11 protein-coding genes are annotated in these 15,234 nt (G+C 47.7%); 9 read left to right on the forward strand and 2 right to left on the reverse strand.

The window, feature by feature from the left end:
• Positions 1-48: 48 nt before the first annotated feature.
• Both rlmD and CPZ25_RS20300 read left to right on the forward strand, forming a co-directional pair.
• Positions 49-1,383 (forward strand): 23S rRNA (uracil(1939)-C(5))-methyltransferase RlmD, encoded by a 1,335-nt coding sequence (gene rlmD / locus CPZ25_RS01020; RefSeq protein WP_096919397.1) that lies wholly within the window; start codon positions 49-51, stop codon positions 1,381-1,383.
• Between the two features lie 487 nt (positions 1,384-1,870).
• Positions 1,871-2,893 carry a GNAT family N-acetyltransferase gene (locus CPZ25_RS20300; protein ID WP_167495130.1) on the forward strand — a complete coding sequence of 341 codons (1,023 nt, stop codon included), beginning with the start codon at positions 1,871-1,873 and terminating at the stop codon, positions 2,891-2,893.
• A 48-nt stretch (positions 2,894-2,941) separates the two neighbouring features.
• On the opposite strand, the gene CPZ25_RS01030 is transcribed toward CPZ25_RS20300, so the two are convergent.
• Positions 2,942-3,148 (reverse strand): hypothetical protein, encoded by a 207-nt coding sequence (locus CPZ25_RS01030; RefSeq protein WP_058695029.1) that lies wholly within the window; start codon positions 3,146-3,148, stop codon positions 2,942-2,944.
• A 204-nt stretch (positions 3,149-3,352) separates the two neighbouring features.
• Here CPZ25_RS01030 and CPZ25_RS01035 point away from each other — a divergent pair, with 204 nt between their 5' ends.
• Positions 3,353-4,789: an MFS transporter gene (locus CPZ25_RS01035; RefSeq protein ID WP_096919398.1), complete on the forward strand. Its 1,437-nt coding sequence runs from the start codon at positions 3,353-3,355 to the stop codon at positions 4,787-4,789.
• A 57-nt stretch (positions 4,790-4,846) separates the two neighbouring features.
• Here CPZ25_RS01035 and CPZ25_RS01040 read toward each other — a convergent pair whose 3' ends face one another.
• Positions 4,847-8,044, reverse strand: a complete 3,198-nt coding sequence (locus CPZ25_RS01040; protein WP_096919399.1) for a UvrD-helicase domain-containing protein — start codon at positions 8,042-8,044, stop codon at positions 4,847-4,849.
• A 196-nt stretch (positions 8,045-8,240) separates the two neighbouring features.
• Here CPZ25_RS01040 and CPZ25_RS01045 point away from each other — a divergent pair, with 196 nt between their 5' ends.
• The 6 genes from CPZ25_RS01045 to CPZ25_RS01070 all read left to right on the forward strand — a co-directional run bounded on the left by CPZ25_RS01045 (position 8,241) and on the right by CPZ25_RS01070 (position 15,165).
• A complete protein-coding gene (locus tag CPZ25_RS01045) occupies positions 8,241-11,279 on the forward strand; it encodes a bifunctional diguanylate cyclase/phosphodiesterase (protein WP_083336993.1) in 3,039 nt (1,012 codons plus the stop codon).
• A gap of 11 nt (positions 11,280-11,290) precedes the next feature.
• Positions 11,291-11,806 (forward strand): C-GCAxxG-C-C family protein, encoded by a 516-nt coding sequence (locus CPZ25_RS01050; protein WP_058695026.1) that lies wholly within the window; start codon positions 11,291-11,293, stop codon positions 11,804-11,806.
• Positions 11,807-11,910: 104 nt separating this feature from the next.
• Entirely contained in the window at positions 11,911-13,218 is a 1,308-nt protein-coding gene (locus CPZ25_RS01055) for an HdeD family acid-resistance protein (protein WP_243129330.1), read from the forward strand.
• A 108-nt stretch (positions 13,219-13,326) separates the two neighbouring features.
• The gene (locus CPZ25_RS01060) at positions 13,327-14,019 is read left to right on the forward strand and encodes a tetratricopeptide repeat protein (RefSeq protein ID WP_096919401.1); all 693 of its coding nucleotides are present in this window, start codon (positions 13,327-13,329) and stop codon (positions 14,017-14,019) included.
• Positions 14,020-14,029: 10 nt separating this feature from the next.
• Entirely contained in the window at positions 14,030-14,239 is a 210-nt protein-coding gene (locus tag CPZ25_RS01065) for a hypothetical protein (protein WP_058695023.1), read from the forward strand.
• A 77-nt stretch (positions 14,240-14,316) separates the two neighbouring features.
• Entirely contained in the window at positions 14,317-15,165 is an 849-nt protein-coding gene (locus tag CPZ25_RS01070) for a class I SAM-dependent methyltransferase (RefSeq protein WP_096919402.1), read from the forward strand.
• Positions 15,166-15,234: the final 69 nt, after the last annotated feature.

Here is a 15,234-nt window from a genome sequence, read left to right on the forward strand (position 1 = left end):
AGGCATTTTCTGTTACAATAATCCTAACCGAGAAAGGAAAAGAAACCATTGAAGATAAAAGAGAAAATCACCATCGTGTTAGAGGATATTACCCACAGCGGCGAAGGCGTCGGCCGGGTCGACAATATGATCGTATTTGTGGACGGCGGCGTGCCGGGCGACACAGTGGAAATTGAGATAACCGCCATCAAGAAGACCTATATGACCGGAAAAATAATAAAATTGATTGCCCCCTCCGGGACACGGCAGGAGCCGCCGTGTCTCTATTTTGGGCGCTGCGGCGGCTGCCAGCTCCTGCAGGTGCAGTATGATGCTCAGCTTGCCATCAAGCATAAAATCGTCACCGACGCACTGGAAAGAATCGGCGGGATTAAGGACGTTCCGGTAAACGCCGTGATCGGCATGGAGGTGCCGTACCGCTACCGCAATAAAGCTCAGTTTAAAATCAGCGGTAAAGGCGTGGGCTTTTTCGCCAAGAGAAGCCATCAGATCGTCCCCATCGAAGACTGCCTGACCCAGCCCGAAAGCTGTGCACAGGTCATAGAAACCTTTAACGCGCTGCTGAAAGATGGCTGCTTTGAGCTTTACGACGAGCAGCAGCATACAGGCTTTCTGAGAGGAATTGTCCAGAGAACCAACGAGCAGGGCGAAAATATGATTGTGATCGTGGGAAACGGAAAAAAACTCAAGCATAAAGATAAAATCCTGCAAGCCATTACCGAGAGAATTCCAGATGTGCGTTCCATCTACCTGAATGTCAATACCACCAGAGGGAATGCCGTGCTGGGCAGAGAAAACCACCTGCTGCTGGGCACACCGCAGATCGAGGAACGCATCGGCGACCTGAGCTTTCTCATCTCGCCCAATTCCTTTTTCCAGGTCAATACCCGCCAGACAAAGGTGATGTATGATCTGGTGAAAAGGATGGCCGCCTTAACCGGCACCGAAACGCTTTTCGACCTTTATTGCGGCACAGGCACCATCGGCCTGTACCTGGCCCGCGAAGCCGCCCAGGTCTATGGCATCGAGATCGTGGAAAACGCCGTCCTTGACGCCCAGGAGAACGCCGAGCGCAATCAGATCGAAAATATCAGCTTTATCCAAGGAAAATCCGAAACAGAAGCCCCAAAACTGGCAGACGAAGGCGTCCACCCCGATGTCATTGTCCTCGACCCGCCCAGAAAAGGCTGCGACCCCGCACTCCTGGAAATGATCAAAAACCTGGCCGTCCCCAAAGTCGTCTACGTTTCCTGTAACCCTTCCACCTTGGCCCGCGACCTGAAAATAATGCGTGAGTATGGGTATCAGGTGCAGGAAGTTCAGCCAGTGGATTTGTTTCCTGGGACGGGGCACGTTGAGACGGTGGTCAAACTTTCTAGGTAAATAGCAGGTTTTTGCAGTTTGACTATAAAAAAGCGTCCTCCGTCCACCATTTGTCCACGCGAGTTTATTCATTGTTTAAAACAAAATGGAGAAATAAATTGATTAAGTTCACAGATTTTATAAAAGTTCCTGATGAAAAAAAGACGAAAGTGAAGTTTCATATGAATGCTGGGGACTGCAAAAAGCCAGCATGGGATTTATTACTCGAAGATAGTATAGAATGAATAAGCATGAATGGCTGGAAAACAAAGCATCCAAACAATAATGTTAATTATTCAGAATGCTTAATTGCTTTTGCTCAATATTACCCATATGAACCAGAATACTTTATTTTTGGAGAAATGTATAAAGTTGAAAAAATTCAACCAGAAGTTTTTAATGCCCCGGGTATATACTAACATTAATGGATGATTATCAAGAATATAGGGAAGGGCTAATAATTGAAAGAGTATCTATGCACAATCTTACCCAACAGAAAGGACACCTCATGGAAAACTTAACACTCATCCCACCCACAAAAGCAAATAAAACTGCAATACTGGCGTTCAAAAATGAATTTTTTCAAGCCGGCGAAAGAGTCATCAACGGCAGCGCGCTTCTCGATCAGATGGATTATGAGGAGTGGCTGGAAAACATTAGAAGAAATAGAGATTTTCAAACAGTGCGGGAGGACTGGGTGGTGTCCTCGACGTTTTTGGCAGTCCGTGAACAAGATCAGCGGATTGTGGGGATTGTTGATCTTCGTCACAGCCTGGGTCAGCCCTTTCTTGCGGAATACGGGGGACATATTGGCTATGCTGTCCGCCCTTCGGAGCGCGGGAAAAGCTATGCGGTGCAGATTTTATCGCTGGCGCTTGAGGCGGCTCAGAAGCTGGGGCTTGAGGCAGTGATGCTGGGTTGCTACGCGGATAATATGGGATCAATCAAAACGATGCTGAAATGTGGTGGTGTATTAAAAGAGGAGAAGCCTTATATTGATGGAAAGCCCATGTGCATTTATTGGATTACCATCAAGGCGGGACCTATCCGCAGGCTCATACAAAAAGATATGGAACGTGCAGCGGAAATCGTCAACCATTGCTGGAAAACCACTTATGCGGGCTATGTGGACCCTGTGCAGCTCGATGAAGTGTGGTGCGGCAAACGCAGTGAGGCCATTAAAGACGAATTCCGGACAAACCAACTGGAGAATTACGTGTTCGATGAAAAAGGAGTGAAAGGCGTACTCTCCTGTGGTAAAAGCGCAGATGCGGATAAGCCCGGGGCCTTTGAGCTCTGGCGGATTTATGTTGATCCGGCGTTTCAGGCGCAGGGGATTGGCAGTAAGCTGCTGGCGTTTGGAGAAGCGCTGGCAAGAGAACGGAATTATCAGGAAATGGTTATCTGGGCCTTTGAAAAAAATGAAAATGCCTGTGCGTTTTATAAAAAGCATGGCTACAAACCGGATATTACGCAGCATCTGGGTGAAAACTTTAATGCTGAGGGTCTCAGATTTATAAAATCATTATAAAAAATCCCCTGTCGATAAAGGCAGGGGATTTTTGCTTTGACCAGTTAATTAATTTTCAGCTTTAACGGCTTCCAGCACCTCAGCAATACCGGTTGCACCCCATTTTACACAGTAAGGAATCGAAAAAGATTCATCATGAAACGCATTGAGTGCGTCCAGCGTTTCCGGGGACAGCTTGGACATAATGGCTTCTAGGGCTTCAAAATGTTCATTTATTTCTTTAAGACGGACAGTGTCATTTTCTTTGATTTTCACAAAGTTACCTCCTGAAAGTGTTTAGCGATACTTTTCTTTTCTTTATTTTAACACGGTCTGCCTAAAACCTCAATGGCAGGCGGCCCTAAAATTTTTCAGAATTTGTATGATAGAATGTTGTTTCAAAAAGGTATATACTATTAAAGAAAAAAGAATCCAAAAGAATGAATCAAAAGCGCGATTTAACAGAAAAGGGATGAATAAATGAATAAAAATAGGACGTATAGTAAGTGGAGTATTTTGTTCACTGTGCTGATTATGACTTTTATGGTAACGCTGGACGGGAGCATTGTGAACGTGGCGCTTCCGGTTATGTCGAGTGAATTGAATGCGAGTATGGGTGATATCGAATGGGTAGCCAGTATCTATCTTGTGGTCACCTGTGCCACGATTTTGATTTTTGGCCGATTAGGTGATATGATCGGCAAGGTTCGGATTTTTCAAATCGGGGTCATTCTCTTTACCATTGGCTCGCTGCTGTGCAGTATTTCCGGTACACTCCCGCTCTTAATTGGCGCAAGGGTGGTGCAGGGACTGGGCAGCGCGGCAGCCCTCGCCAACAATCAGGGAATCATTACAGAGTCTTTTCCGCCCGATGAGCGGGGAAAAGCCCTTGGGTTTGTCAGTACCTTTGTGGCGCTTGGGAGCATGACCGGCCCAACCCTTGGCGGGATGATCCTCACAGTGCTTCCTTGGACTTATATTTTTTTGATCAACATACCGGTTGGCGTGCTCTCCTTTTTAATCGGCCTGAGAACGCTGCCGAATAAAAAACCGGCAAAGCCAGGACGTCTGGACGCAAAGGGCTCGGTTTTGCTGCTGCTTTCAATACTGTTGCTGTTCGGCTCGTTTACCTTGCTGCAGAATGGTGTCAGCCTGCCGATTATCATCGGCATTATTGCCGGTGCGGTTTTTCTGGTATTATTTATCGTGGTTGAAAAGCGGATGGATGATCCTCTGGTACCCATCGGTATTTTTAAAAACAAGATGTTTTCCCTGAATCTTTTTACCATGCTGACAGCATTTGTCGCCATTGGGGCAAACAATATTATCATGCCCTTTTATCTCCAGGACGCCCGGCAGTTCAGCCCTGGAATGGCGGGACTTTTGATGACAGTTATCCCGCTGATCACAGCGGTCATGGGCCCCATCAGCGGCACCATGTCTGACCATATCGGCAGTGAGCTGCCAACCATGATCGGCCTTATCTTCACGACGATTGGTCTGGCACTGATGACAATGCTCGGCATTGATACCACCATAGCGGTGATCATTCTCTTTCTCGCGGTTATCGCGGTGGGAAGCGCCTTGTTCCAGTCTCCCAACAATTCTCTGGTTATGGGCAGTGTCTCCAGGGATGAGCTGGGTCTGGTAGGTAGTCTGGCAGGCCTGGTGAGGAATATGGGCATGTCAGTGGGAATCACGGCTGGTACATCTCTGCTGTACAGCCGGATGAGTGATATGGCGGGTTACCGGGTCACGAATTATATTCCTGGCCACCCGGATATCTTTTTATACGGCCTGCGGTCGGTTTACATCATGCTGGCGGTTGTTGTCTTCGTCGGGGCTTTGTTAACCATTATCCGCTTTGTCTATGCAAGGAGGCAGGAGAGAAAACAAGCTGCTCAACAGGAAAAATAAAACAGAAAACCGGTGGATACAAGTATTTGAACGTATTCACCGGTTTTATTAATGCGCTCAGGATAAAAGATCGGTAAGGCTGATTTGTTTTCCTTCATTTGGATTCTGGAGTTTCCCGGCGGATTGGCGTTTCAGCATAGCCTCTGGCAATTCGTTTAGAAACGGCGAAGGCTCTGACGAAGTTGTGAGGATCAGCTCATCTTTGGCCCGGGTCATCCCGACAAAGAACAGCCGGCGTTCCTCCTGAATATCCGAAGATAGCTTGCCAACCTCCAGAGGCATCATGCCTTTTTTTGCGCCGTAGAGGAATACGATGGGGAATTCCAGCCCTTTGGAACCGTGGAGGGTCATAAGGGTAACCGCGTCTGAGGTATAGGTTTTATTCGCACTTCTTTTCAGATCGCCTTCTTCTCCAAAGGTCAGTGTATCCATGAACTCAGCCAGCGTTTTGTAGAAAACGGTCATATCCAGAAATTTTGCAAAAGACTTGTTTTCATTCAAGCCGAGCTCGGCAGCCCAGTCTTCTAATAGCTTTTGCGGTTTTGCGCGCTTTACTTTGGGCAGATATTTTTCCTTCAGATAGACATAGGGGCAGCGGCTGGTGTCAATCTGATCCGGTGTGTTAATCAGGATTTCTGCTGTTTCTTCCGGGAGATCCCAGAGAAGCTTCAGGCACATTCTGAGAGAAAGCTGGTCTTTGGGGTCAAGAAGTGTCCGGAAGAAGCAGACGGTTCCCCGGACATTGCGATCTGTGAGAAAATCATCTCTGCCAGTGATAACATAGGGAATCCCCTCTTTTTTAAGGCAGGTTTCGAGCATTTCGGCCTGTCTGTGCGTACGGTAGAGCACAGCAATATCTGAAAAGCTGCGCATGGTCTGGCTGTCCTGCCGGTTATCGGCGGTTTCGGTGTCCAGCATGTCGATCCCCCCAATGAGCCGGTTGATTTCACGGGCGACAAAAATCCCCTCCGACAGCTCGCTGGGAGCGCTCACCAGTTTGAGCGGTGTTCCCTTTGACTGGAAAGGCTGTATCTCACGCTGGGCGCCCTCGTTGTGATTGATGACCTGACAGGCTGAGGTGACAATTTCCGGAGTGGAACGGTAATTGTGCACAAGCCGGATGGTCTGGAGCTCAGGGTAATCTGCACTCAGGCGCTCAAAGCATCGGGCGTCTGAGCCGCGAAAGCCATAGATGGACTGGTCGGGATCACCGATAACAAAAAGCTCTCGGCCATCGCGGTTCCATGATTTGATAAGCTCATATTGGATGGGACTGATGTCTTGAAACTCATCGACTAATAAAAAGCTGTAGTGGTTTTTACGGATGCTGTTTTTATCTTCGGATTCCAGCATTGCCAGCGTTTCGGTGAGAAGATCGTCAAAATCCAGGACAGACAGTGCTTTGAGCTGCTGGCCGTAATAATCGAAGGCAGCTTCTGAGAGGACGTTTGATTCCCTTGACAGGCCGGTTTTCAAAAGAGAGACTTCCTTCAGAAACTGCTTTGCGGAAAGGGTCAGGCCAAAATGGCGAATGGTTTCTTCTACGGTTTCAAGGGTTTCAAAGGCGTCGGCCAGCGTAAAACTTTCGCGGTGCTCCTTTAAGATTTTATTGCACAGGCTGTGGAAGGTTCCGATGTTTACCTGTCTGGCAGCGCGTTTTCCCAGCTCTTTCTCGAGCCGCTCACGCATTTCGGCGGCGGCTTTGTTCGTAAAGGTGACGGCAGTGATCTCCGTTGGCTTAACGCGCCGTTCATTGAGTAAATGAAGGATACGGGAAACCAGGGTTTTTGTTTTTCCGGTTCCCGGACCTGCGATGACGGCGATGGCTCTCCGCGCGGTTATAACAGCTTCCAGCTGCTCTGCGTTTAGCGATTCTGTCATAATGGGATGCGGAGGCTGGGCTGCTTCGGGTTCTTCGGGTTTGCCTGCGGCAGGCAGCTGCTTTGCGGCCTTTTCTTTCCGGGGCATCTGCGCCAGTTCTGAAGACGCAAAGAGGCTGACCTGACCGTCAAGGGCATTTAGCTCGGAATCGTCAATAAGTTTGACCTTTCCGTATTCGCCGTCATAGCCAGGTGTCCGTTCGACTTCGCCTTTTCTGAGGCGGTTAATGCCTTCTGAAATGAGAAAACCCGCTGCTTTTTTGATATCTTCGATGGGCGCTTCGCGAAGAATTGAAAACTCTGACCCCAGCTTTTGCAGCATTTCCATGTAATCTTTTTGCACTTTCATACTGGCTGCCGAGCGTCCTGTGGAGGCGGCGATGACCTCGGGCAGGGGCACCAGGCTTTCATAAGGCTGGGCATTTTCAAGCTGATAACCATCCTCCCGGTCCGCGAGCTGTTCGACACGGTGAGAGACGCCGATGGTCAGTTTTCTGCCGCAGACCGGGCATTTTCCATTATAGGGCTCCGCTTCCTTTGGGCTTAAACACAAATGGCATTTCCGGTGTCCGTCATAATGATACTTGCCTTCTTCAGGAAAAAACTCAATGGTTCCTGCCAGTCCCTTACCTTCCTGGATCGCGCCGGAGAGCCCTTCATAGCTGAGCTCTATGTCCATTAAATTGGCTTCCCGTCCCAGCTTGGCAGGGGAGTGGGCGTCGGAATTCGAGATGAGCTGATAGCCGTCGAGGGCGGAAAGCCGCCAATTCATAGGAGGGTCGGAGGATAAGCCAGTTTCCAGCGCGTGGATATGGGGCGTCAGGTCCTCAAAGCATTCTTCGATGGTATCAAAACCTGAGAAAGCGCCAAAAAGCGAAAAATGCGGCGTCCAGATATGGGCGGGAATATAGATAGCCTCTGGGCAGGTTTCGAGCATGATCTCCAAAAGGTCGTGACAGTCAAGCCCCAGTATAGGCCGTCCGTCGGAGTGGATATTGCCGATAGCTTCCAGCTTTTTGGAAAAGAGCTCGGCAGATTCAAGGCTTGGCAGCAGAATGACGCTGTGCACCTTGCGCACCCTGCCGTTTTTTTTGTAGATTGAACTGATCTCGCCCGTGATGACAAAACGCGGGTCGGCCTTGACGCCTGCGGTATCGTCCTTTAAGCGAAAATCTTTTTTTAAAGTATAGAGGCCTGATTCGGCGGGCTCGAGTTTTTCCTTTAATTCTTCCCGCCACGCCGGATGGGTGAAATCTCCGGTTCCGAGAATATCAATTCCTTTTCTTCTCGACCAGAGATCCAGATGTTCTGGAGTACACTCCTTGCTGGTGGCTCTTGAGTAACGGGAATGTATATGTAAATCTGAAATAAACAAAATGATCACCTGCTTCTAATTAAGATATGCTTAATTATAGCCTTTTTCCCCTGAATGTACAAGGGAGTAGAGACTGACAGCCTATAGCTTTTTTATTTTGTCAGCTTTTATTCTTTCTTAGTAAATGTTATAATAGAATTAATTTAATTGTAAACAATTAAAACAGAGGATGAAGATAAATAAGGATGTGAATCCAATGGACAAACGACAAAAATATAAAGAACGTTTATTACAAATTGATCAGGATTTATTTGAGCTTAAGCCTTTATTAATCGATAATAAAACCCTAAAGGAAAACACCGATTATCTGGCAGATTTTTTAAAGCGTTATCTACCCATAAACCAGCTGGCGCTAGTGCAGATAACCAGTGAAGGCGGTATAAGGGAAAGGGCTTTCTGGAAAAACGACCGGAATGAGGATTTTTGGCTGTCTGTTATTCATGATTGTATGGATAAGTGGCAGAATGAAAAAGACAGCCTGTCTGATTTTGATAAAATGGAGTCAGGTATCGAGAAAGCCTCTGTCTATGCTTTGTTTCCAGTAGCCTGTGAGGACAGGCTGGCAGGTGCTCTGCTGGTGCAGAAGCCTGAGCAGACAGGCATGTGGAAGGAAGAGGAGATTGCCCTTCTGGAATTAATGGCCTCCACGGTCAGCGTGACGCTGATTAACCGTGCCCGTTACGAGGAGTATGCCCTTCAGGGATATGTTTTCAATGAGCTGATGGACAATACCAGCACAAATATCTATGTCACAGATGTTGAGACCAATAAAATACTTTTTATGAACAAGGCAATGCAGAAATCTTTTGGAATCGAAAAGCCAGAGGGAAAAATCTGCTGGCAGGTTCTTCAGAAAGGGATGGACGGGCCCTGTCATTTCTGTCCAGTGCCGGGGCTTTTGAAAGAAGAGGACGAGCACCCCTCAGTTGTATGGGAGGAAGAAAACACACGAACCGGCATTACCTACAAAAATTATGACAGCTTTATGCAGTGGACAGACGGGCGCACTGTTCACTTCCAGCAATCCGTTGACAACACAATAACCAGGCAGCTTGAAAAGGCTGCCGCCACCGACGAGCTGACCGGGCTGCTGAACCGGAGGGCTGGAAAGCTGGCGCTGGACCATACACTCAGCCAGGCGAAGCGGGATAAGCTCCGGGTGATTGTGGGCATGTACGATGTCAACGACCTTAAGCAAGTCAATGATACCTACGGGCACGCAGAGGGCGATGTTTTACTGAAAACTATTTCCGGGAATATTAAGGAATGCCTGGCGCCGCAGGATTACATATTCCGGCTGAGCGGCGATGAGTTTATCATTGTTTTCAAAGATACCGATCTCGCGGCTTCCAAGGAAAAGGTCTCTCAGGCCAGAGGGCAGATACAGCTTTTTAAGGAAAACAATCAGAAGCCCTATGAGATGAGTTTCTGCTGTGGTTATGAGGAGGTTGAGCCCGAAGACCACCGAACCATCACTGAGATTCTGACCAGCGTCGATGAGAAAATGTATGAGAAAAAAAGGCTGTTTCACATTCAAAAGGCAGAAGAAAAATACCGGAAGGATGGCGAGAAGCAAAGCCGGACAAAGACCTTCAGCTATGATAAGGAGCACCTTTACGATGCCCTGGTCCAGAGCACCGATGATTACATCTATGTGTGCAATATGAAGACAAACACCTTTCGTTACCCCAAGGCCATGGTGGAGGAGTTCGATCTTCCCGGCGAGGTAATCGAGAACGCCGCGGCCGTTTGGGGAGCCCGTGTTCATGATCTGGATAAAAAAGCCTTTCTTGAATCAAATCAGGAAATAACAGATGGCCGGACAGACTGCCACAGCGTCGAATATCGCGCCAGGAACCGCAAGGGTGAGTGGGTCTGGATGCGGTGCAGAGGACATCTGGAACGCGACGAAGCCGGAGAGCCGACACTTTTTGCCGGCATTATCACAAATCTGGGCAAGAAAAATAAAATAGACCATCTGACCGGGCTTTTTAACAAGTTTGAATTTGAGGAAGAAATCGAGCGGTTGATCAGCACAAAGCCGGATCAGCCCATTGGAATAATGGTTCTGGGAATGGATGAGTTTAAGCGTATTAATGACCTTTATAACCGGAGCTTTGGCGACGAAGTCATACGGATCACCTCCCAGAAGATACAGACCTTTCTGCCGCCGGATGCCACCGTCTACCGGATGGATGGTGACGAGTTCGGCATTATTCTCAGAAATGGTACGGCGCATGGCCTGGAAAACATTTATGCGAAAATATACCAGGCGCTTAACCATCAGCAGGAGTTCAACGGTAAAAAGTTTTACTGTACGCTTTCTGCCGGATGCTCGCTTTACCCGTCAGACGGCAGAACTTATCTCGATTTGATTAAATATGCAGGGTATTCCCTGGAGTACGCTAAAAATAAAGGTAAAAACCAGATTGCCTTTTTCTCGGAAAAAATCCTGATTGGAAAGACCCGCCAGCTGGATTTGACAGAGCTGCTGCGCGAGAGCGTGGAGCGTGGCTTTAAAGATTTTGAGGTTTATTACCAGATGCAGGTCAATGCTGATACTAGAGAAATAAAAGGGGCGGAGGCGCTGGCGCGCTGGAAATGTGAAAAATACGGGCAGATACCGCCAGACCAGTTTATACCGATTCTGGAGGAAAGCGGCCTTATTATGCCGGTTGGCAGATGGATTTTTGAACAGGCGCTGGACGCCTGCGCCCATTGGATAAAAAAAGACCCGGATTTTGTCATCAGCGTTAACCTGTCCTACGTCCAGCTTGAGGACGCCGGGTTTATCGATTTTATGGAGCAGGCCGTGCTGAACAGTGGCGTTCCCCCGGCTAACGTGGTAGTAGAGATGACAGAAAGCTACATTGCCTCTAATATTAACCGGGTCGAGGGGATTTTTGACCGAATTCGCAGCTTCGGCATGAAAATCGCCATGGATGATTTTGGAACCGGTTATTCCTCGCTGGGAATCCTGAAAAAGATTCCGGCAGATATTGTGAAGATTGACCGGATATTTGTAAGGGATGTTCAGACAAGCCATTTTGATCTGACCTTTATAAAATTCATTGTGGAGCTGTGCCATGATGTGGGTATTGAGGTCTGTCTGGAGGGGGTGGAGACAGAGGACGAATACGAGGCTGTAAAGCCTCATGACGTTGATTTTATTCAGGGATACCTTTTTGGAAAACCTGTGCCGGAAAATACTTTTGAAGAACAAAATTTTAGTTAGGGAGTGGAAAAATGGATGATCAGGAAAAAAAGGATCAGATTTTCAGTTATGCGGTTGAGAATTTTAAAAACGGATTAAACTGCGCGGAGTGCGTTTATGACGCGTTGATCAGGGCAGATGTGCTGGAGGCTGCGCCCGAAACAAGAGCGATGTGCACAGGCTTTGGCGGCGGCATCGGGCTCAGCGGTTATACCTGCGGAGCGCTTTCCGGAGCGGTCATGGCAAACAGCGCCATATATGGCCGGCCTGATCCATGGGCAGTGCCGGATGAGGAAAGAGGCCATGAGGTGGCGGCTAAGTATTACAGGCGCTATAATAAAATGGTGCACGATTTTGAGGCGGCGAACGGAGGCGTGCTCTGCCGGGATATCTGCTCAAAATACGAGGACTGGCACAGCAAAGACCGGAAAAAGGCATGTCTCAAGCTTATCGGCGCCGCGGCGGTGATGGCTTATGAATATTTACAGATGCCGCAGGAAGAAGCCTTTGAATTACCTTACGGTGAAAACATGGGAGAAATGAAGTAAAAAAATAATTGCCCTGTCTTAAATTCTTGAAGAAGTCTTGAAGAAATGACAGGGCAGTTTTATTGTATAATGGATTTTATAAACTTATTATTAAGGGGAGCATTATGCATACGTTAAAGAATGTCGCGCCAGTGGTCTGGATCGTCATCGCTGTTTTGGTTTTGTGCGGGGGCGTGGTCCTTATTTTTAATACGACTCTGGCTTGGAGTATCATCGAATGGAGTGTCGCCGCGCTGATTCTGGCGGTTGGATTGATTTACCTGTTTTCGGTTTTTATTAAGACAGCGGAGCATAGGCTAAAAGCCCTTGGTCTTGGGGCACTCTGTGTTTTGGGCGGCGCCGCGCTGTTTGCCATGCCGCGTTTAATCGGCGGCACCTTTGGTCTGGTATCTGCGGTTCTGGCCATTATTATTGGCCTACTGGTGTTGCTGAACGCCTTTAAGCTTCGAAAAGACGGAGCAGGCTGGGTAGGCACGCTGATTACGGCGGCCGCTTATCTTGCCATTGGCTTTGCCATGTTTTTTGCGGAATCAGGAGGACGCTTGTTCAGCGTGCTGCTGGGCCTGTATTTCGTGGTTTTTTCCTTTAATATTTTTGGGGACGCGTTGGTTTCCCTGATGGGAAATAACACTGCGGCTCAGAAATATAAAAGAAAGGTCCGCGTTCCGCTGCCGACTTTTATCGCAGCTTTTTTGCCGATGAAAATGCTGAGGACGGTCAATCATCTGGTTGAGGAAGCCCCTGACGAGCTGCTGCTGGTCGAGCAGCCTGAGCAGCGGCATGAACCAGATATGGAAATCTATATTCATACGCGGGAAGGGTTAATCCCGGGTATGGGACACGTGGATATCGCTGTCGGTGATCAGGTATATACCTATGGAAATTATGATGACGCCACCTGGAAGATGGGAGGCTTCTTTGCCGATGGCGTAATGGTTGAAATGGACCGCGAGACACATATACGTATGTCGCTGGAGGTTGAGAAAAAAGTCCTGATGGTGTATGGCCTTGCCCTGAAACCAGAGCAAAAGAAAGCTATTTTGGAGCGTATCGAAGCGTTAAAGGCGGATATGATTCCCTGGGAGCCACTGGCGCAGCGGGCAGAAAAGGGTGAAATCAAAGGAAATCCAGAGGATTACCAGGATGTTGCCAGCCAGACCTACCAAAACTCCAGAGGACGTTTTTACAAATTTAAAAGGGGGAACCCTTTTAAAACCTATTACGCGGTTGGTACAAATTGCGTAAAGCTTGCAGACAGTATTGTCGGCCAATCGGGGATTGATTTGCTAAAGGTAAACGGGATCATCACTCCCGGCACCTACCTCGATTATCTCGACAGCCTGTACGAACGTGGGGACTCCATTGTGGTCACCCGAAAGCTCTATCGTCCGGAAAACAGCGCCGGTAAATAGAGAATAAAGCAAAATTCAAGGTTTCAGACTGTTTCCGGGTCTGGGTTTTGATTTATTTTCTTTTATACGTTATAATAGCACTATTATAATGTTAAGTGGGGAATAAAAATGCAGTGGACTGAGAAGGATTATCGAAAGATGGACACTGCCATCAAAAAAGGATATGAGTTTTTTTCAGAGAGCCCTGAAAAATCCGTTAACTACTGGTGGCAGGTTTGGACTAAAATTAATAACTATAACCAGAAAAACGACAGCCGCAGCTTTTATAATGCGCTGGACGGCTGGTCTGGCTGGGATACGTCGCCCCTTACGTGGATGACTGATTTTGAGGATGCTTTTGTCAATTATGGCCGGCTGGATCAGCGGATTACCTACTGTGAGACCATGCTTCAAAATTATGACGATATCAGCAATGTCAGCCGGCGGATTATCAATAATACGCTTGCCTCTGCTTATCTGGAAAAGGGAGACCTTAAAAAGGGCGACGCCTTTTACAGAGAGCTGATGAAAAATCCGGAGAGTGACCTGACAGTGTGGGTCGATTATGCCAAAACCTTTACGAACGGGGTAAGACAGGAGAATGATTTTGGGAAGGCGGCACGCATTCTGGAGGAAGGCGAAAAGCGCTTGAAAAACCATGAGGTCAGCCCAATTGGCAGCAATGACCTTTACAGCGCTTTGGCGGATGCCTACGAGAAACTGGATATGCCGGACAGGGCTGATGCCACCCGGTCAAAAATAAAGGGCGATGCAGCTAAAAAAGAATCCTTTTTTACAAGGCTCTTTAAAAAGAAAAAATAGGAGAACTAAAATGACAGAAGAACGATTCAAAGAGATATTAGATGCCTTTTTAGGCGATCCTGATTTAATGGCGAATGTAAATGTAGCGCCGACCTTTGAAGCCGGCTATGAACTGGTTGCGGAAAAGCTGCCGGGATTAGGCCTGGAGGAATTTACAGAAGCCATGAACATGCTCCGTCAGGTAATGCTGGCAAACGCAGGAAATACCAATGTTCAGTAATTTTTGAAAGATCAGGAGGCCTTCGCTTGTGAACGAAGGTCTTTTTTATTTAGAAGAAAGATGAAGAGAGGAAAAAATTGTACGAAAAAATAATGAATTTTGTCCGGCAAAAGCCTGAGGCTTACGCGCCGTGCACCTCAAAGTTTTGGGATGACCCGCACATTTCCAAACAAATGCTTAAAGCCCATCTGGAGCCGGAGATCGATTCGGCCTCCAGAAAGCACAGCTTTATAAAAAAATCTGCCGAATGGATCGCGGAGTTGAAAGAGCCTGGGGAAAGCAAGCTCCTGGACCTTGGCTGTGGGCCTGGCCTGTACACGGATTTGTTTGACGCAAGCGGCTTCACCGTTACAGGGATTGACATTTCACAGCGCTCCATTGAATATGCCAAATCCCAGGCGGCTTTAAAAAGGAAGCGCATTGAGTATCGATGCCAGAATTATCTGGAGATCGACTATCTGGAGGCTTTTGATGTGGTTACTCTGATTTACTGTGATTACGGCGTTTTATGCCCTGCCGACCGAGAGCGGCTGTTGAAGAAGATAATGAGAGCGCTGAAGCCAGGAGGGCTCTTTATATTAGATGGCTTCACAGAAAAATTCTGGCAGGATGTCCCGGTGAAGCAGGAGATTTCATATCACGAGAGCGGCTTCTGGTCACCAGACGCTTATGTATGCCTGAGCAGGAATGCGCATTACTCCGAAACCAAAAACACGCTGGAGCAGAGCATTATCATCACAGCGGATGAGTGTCGGTGCTTTAATATCTGGAACCAGATCTTTACAAAAACTTCGATGAATCAGGAATTAATCGGCGCTGGATTTGATACAATCACGTTCTTTGACGATGTGTGCGGAAAGCCTTTGTCAGAGGATAGTAAGACAATCTGCGCAGTAGCCGGGAAAGCGCAGGCTTTTAAGAGATGAGATAAGGATCTTGTCTCTTTTTTATTACATAAAAGTAGATATAAAGAAAACTTTAGGTCGATGGGGTTT

Source organism: Eubacterium maltosivorans, assembly GCF_002441855.2.
Classification (GTDB): domain Bacteria; phylum Bacillota; class Clostridia; order Eubacteriales; family Eubacteriaceae; genus Eubacterium; species Eubacterium maltosivorans.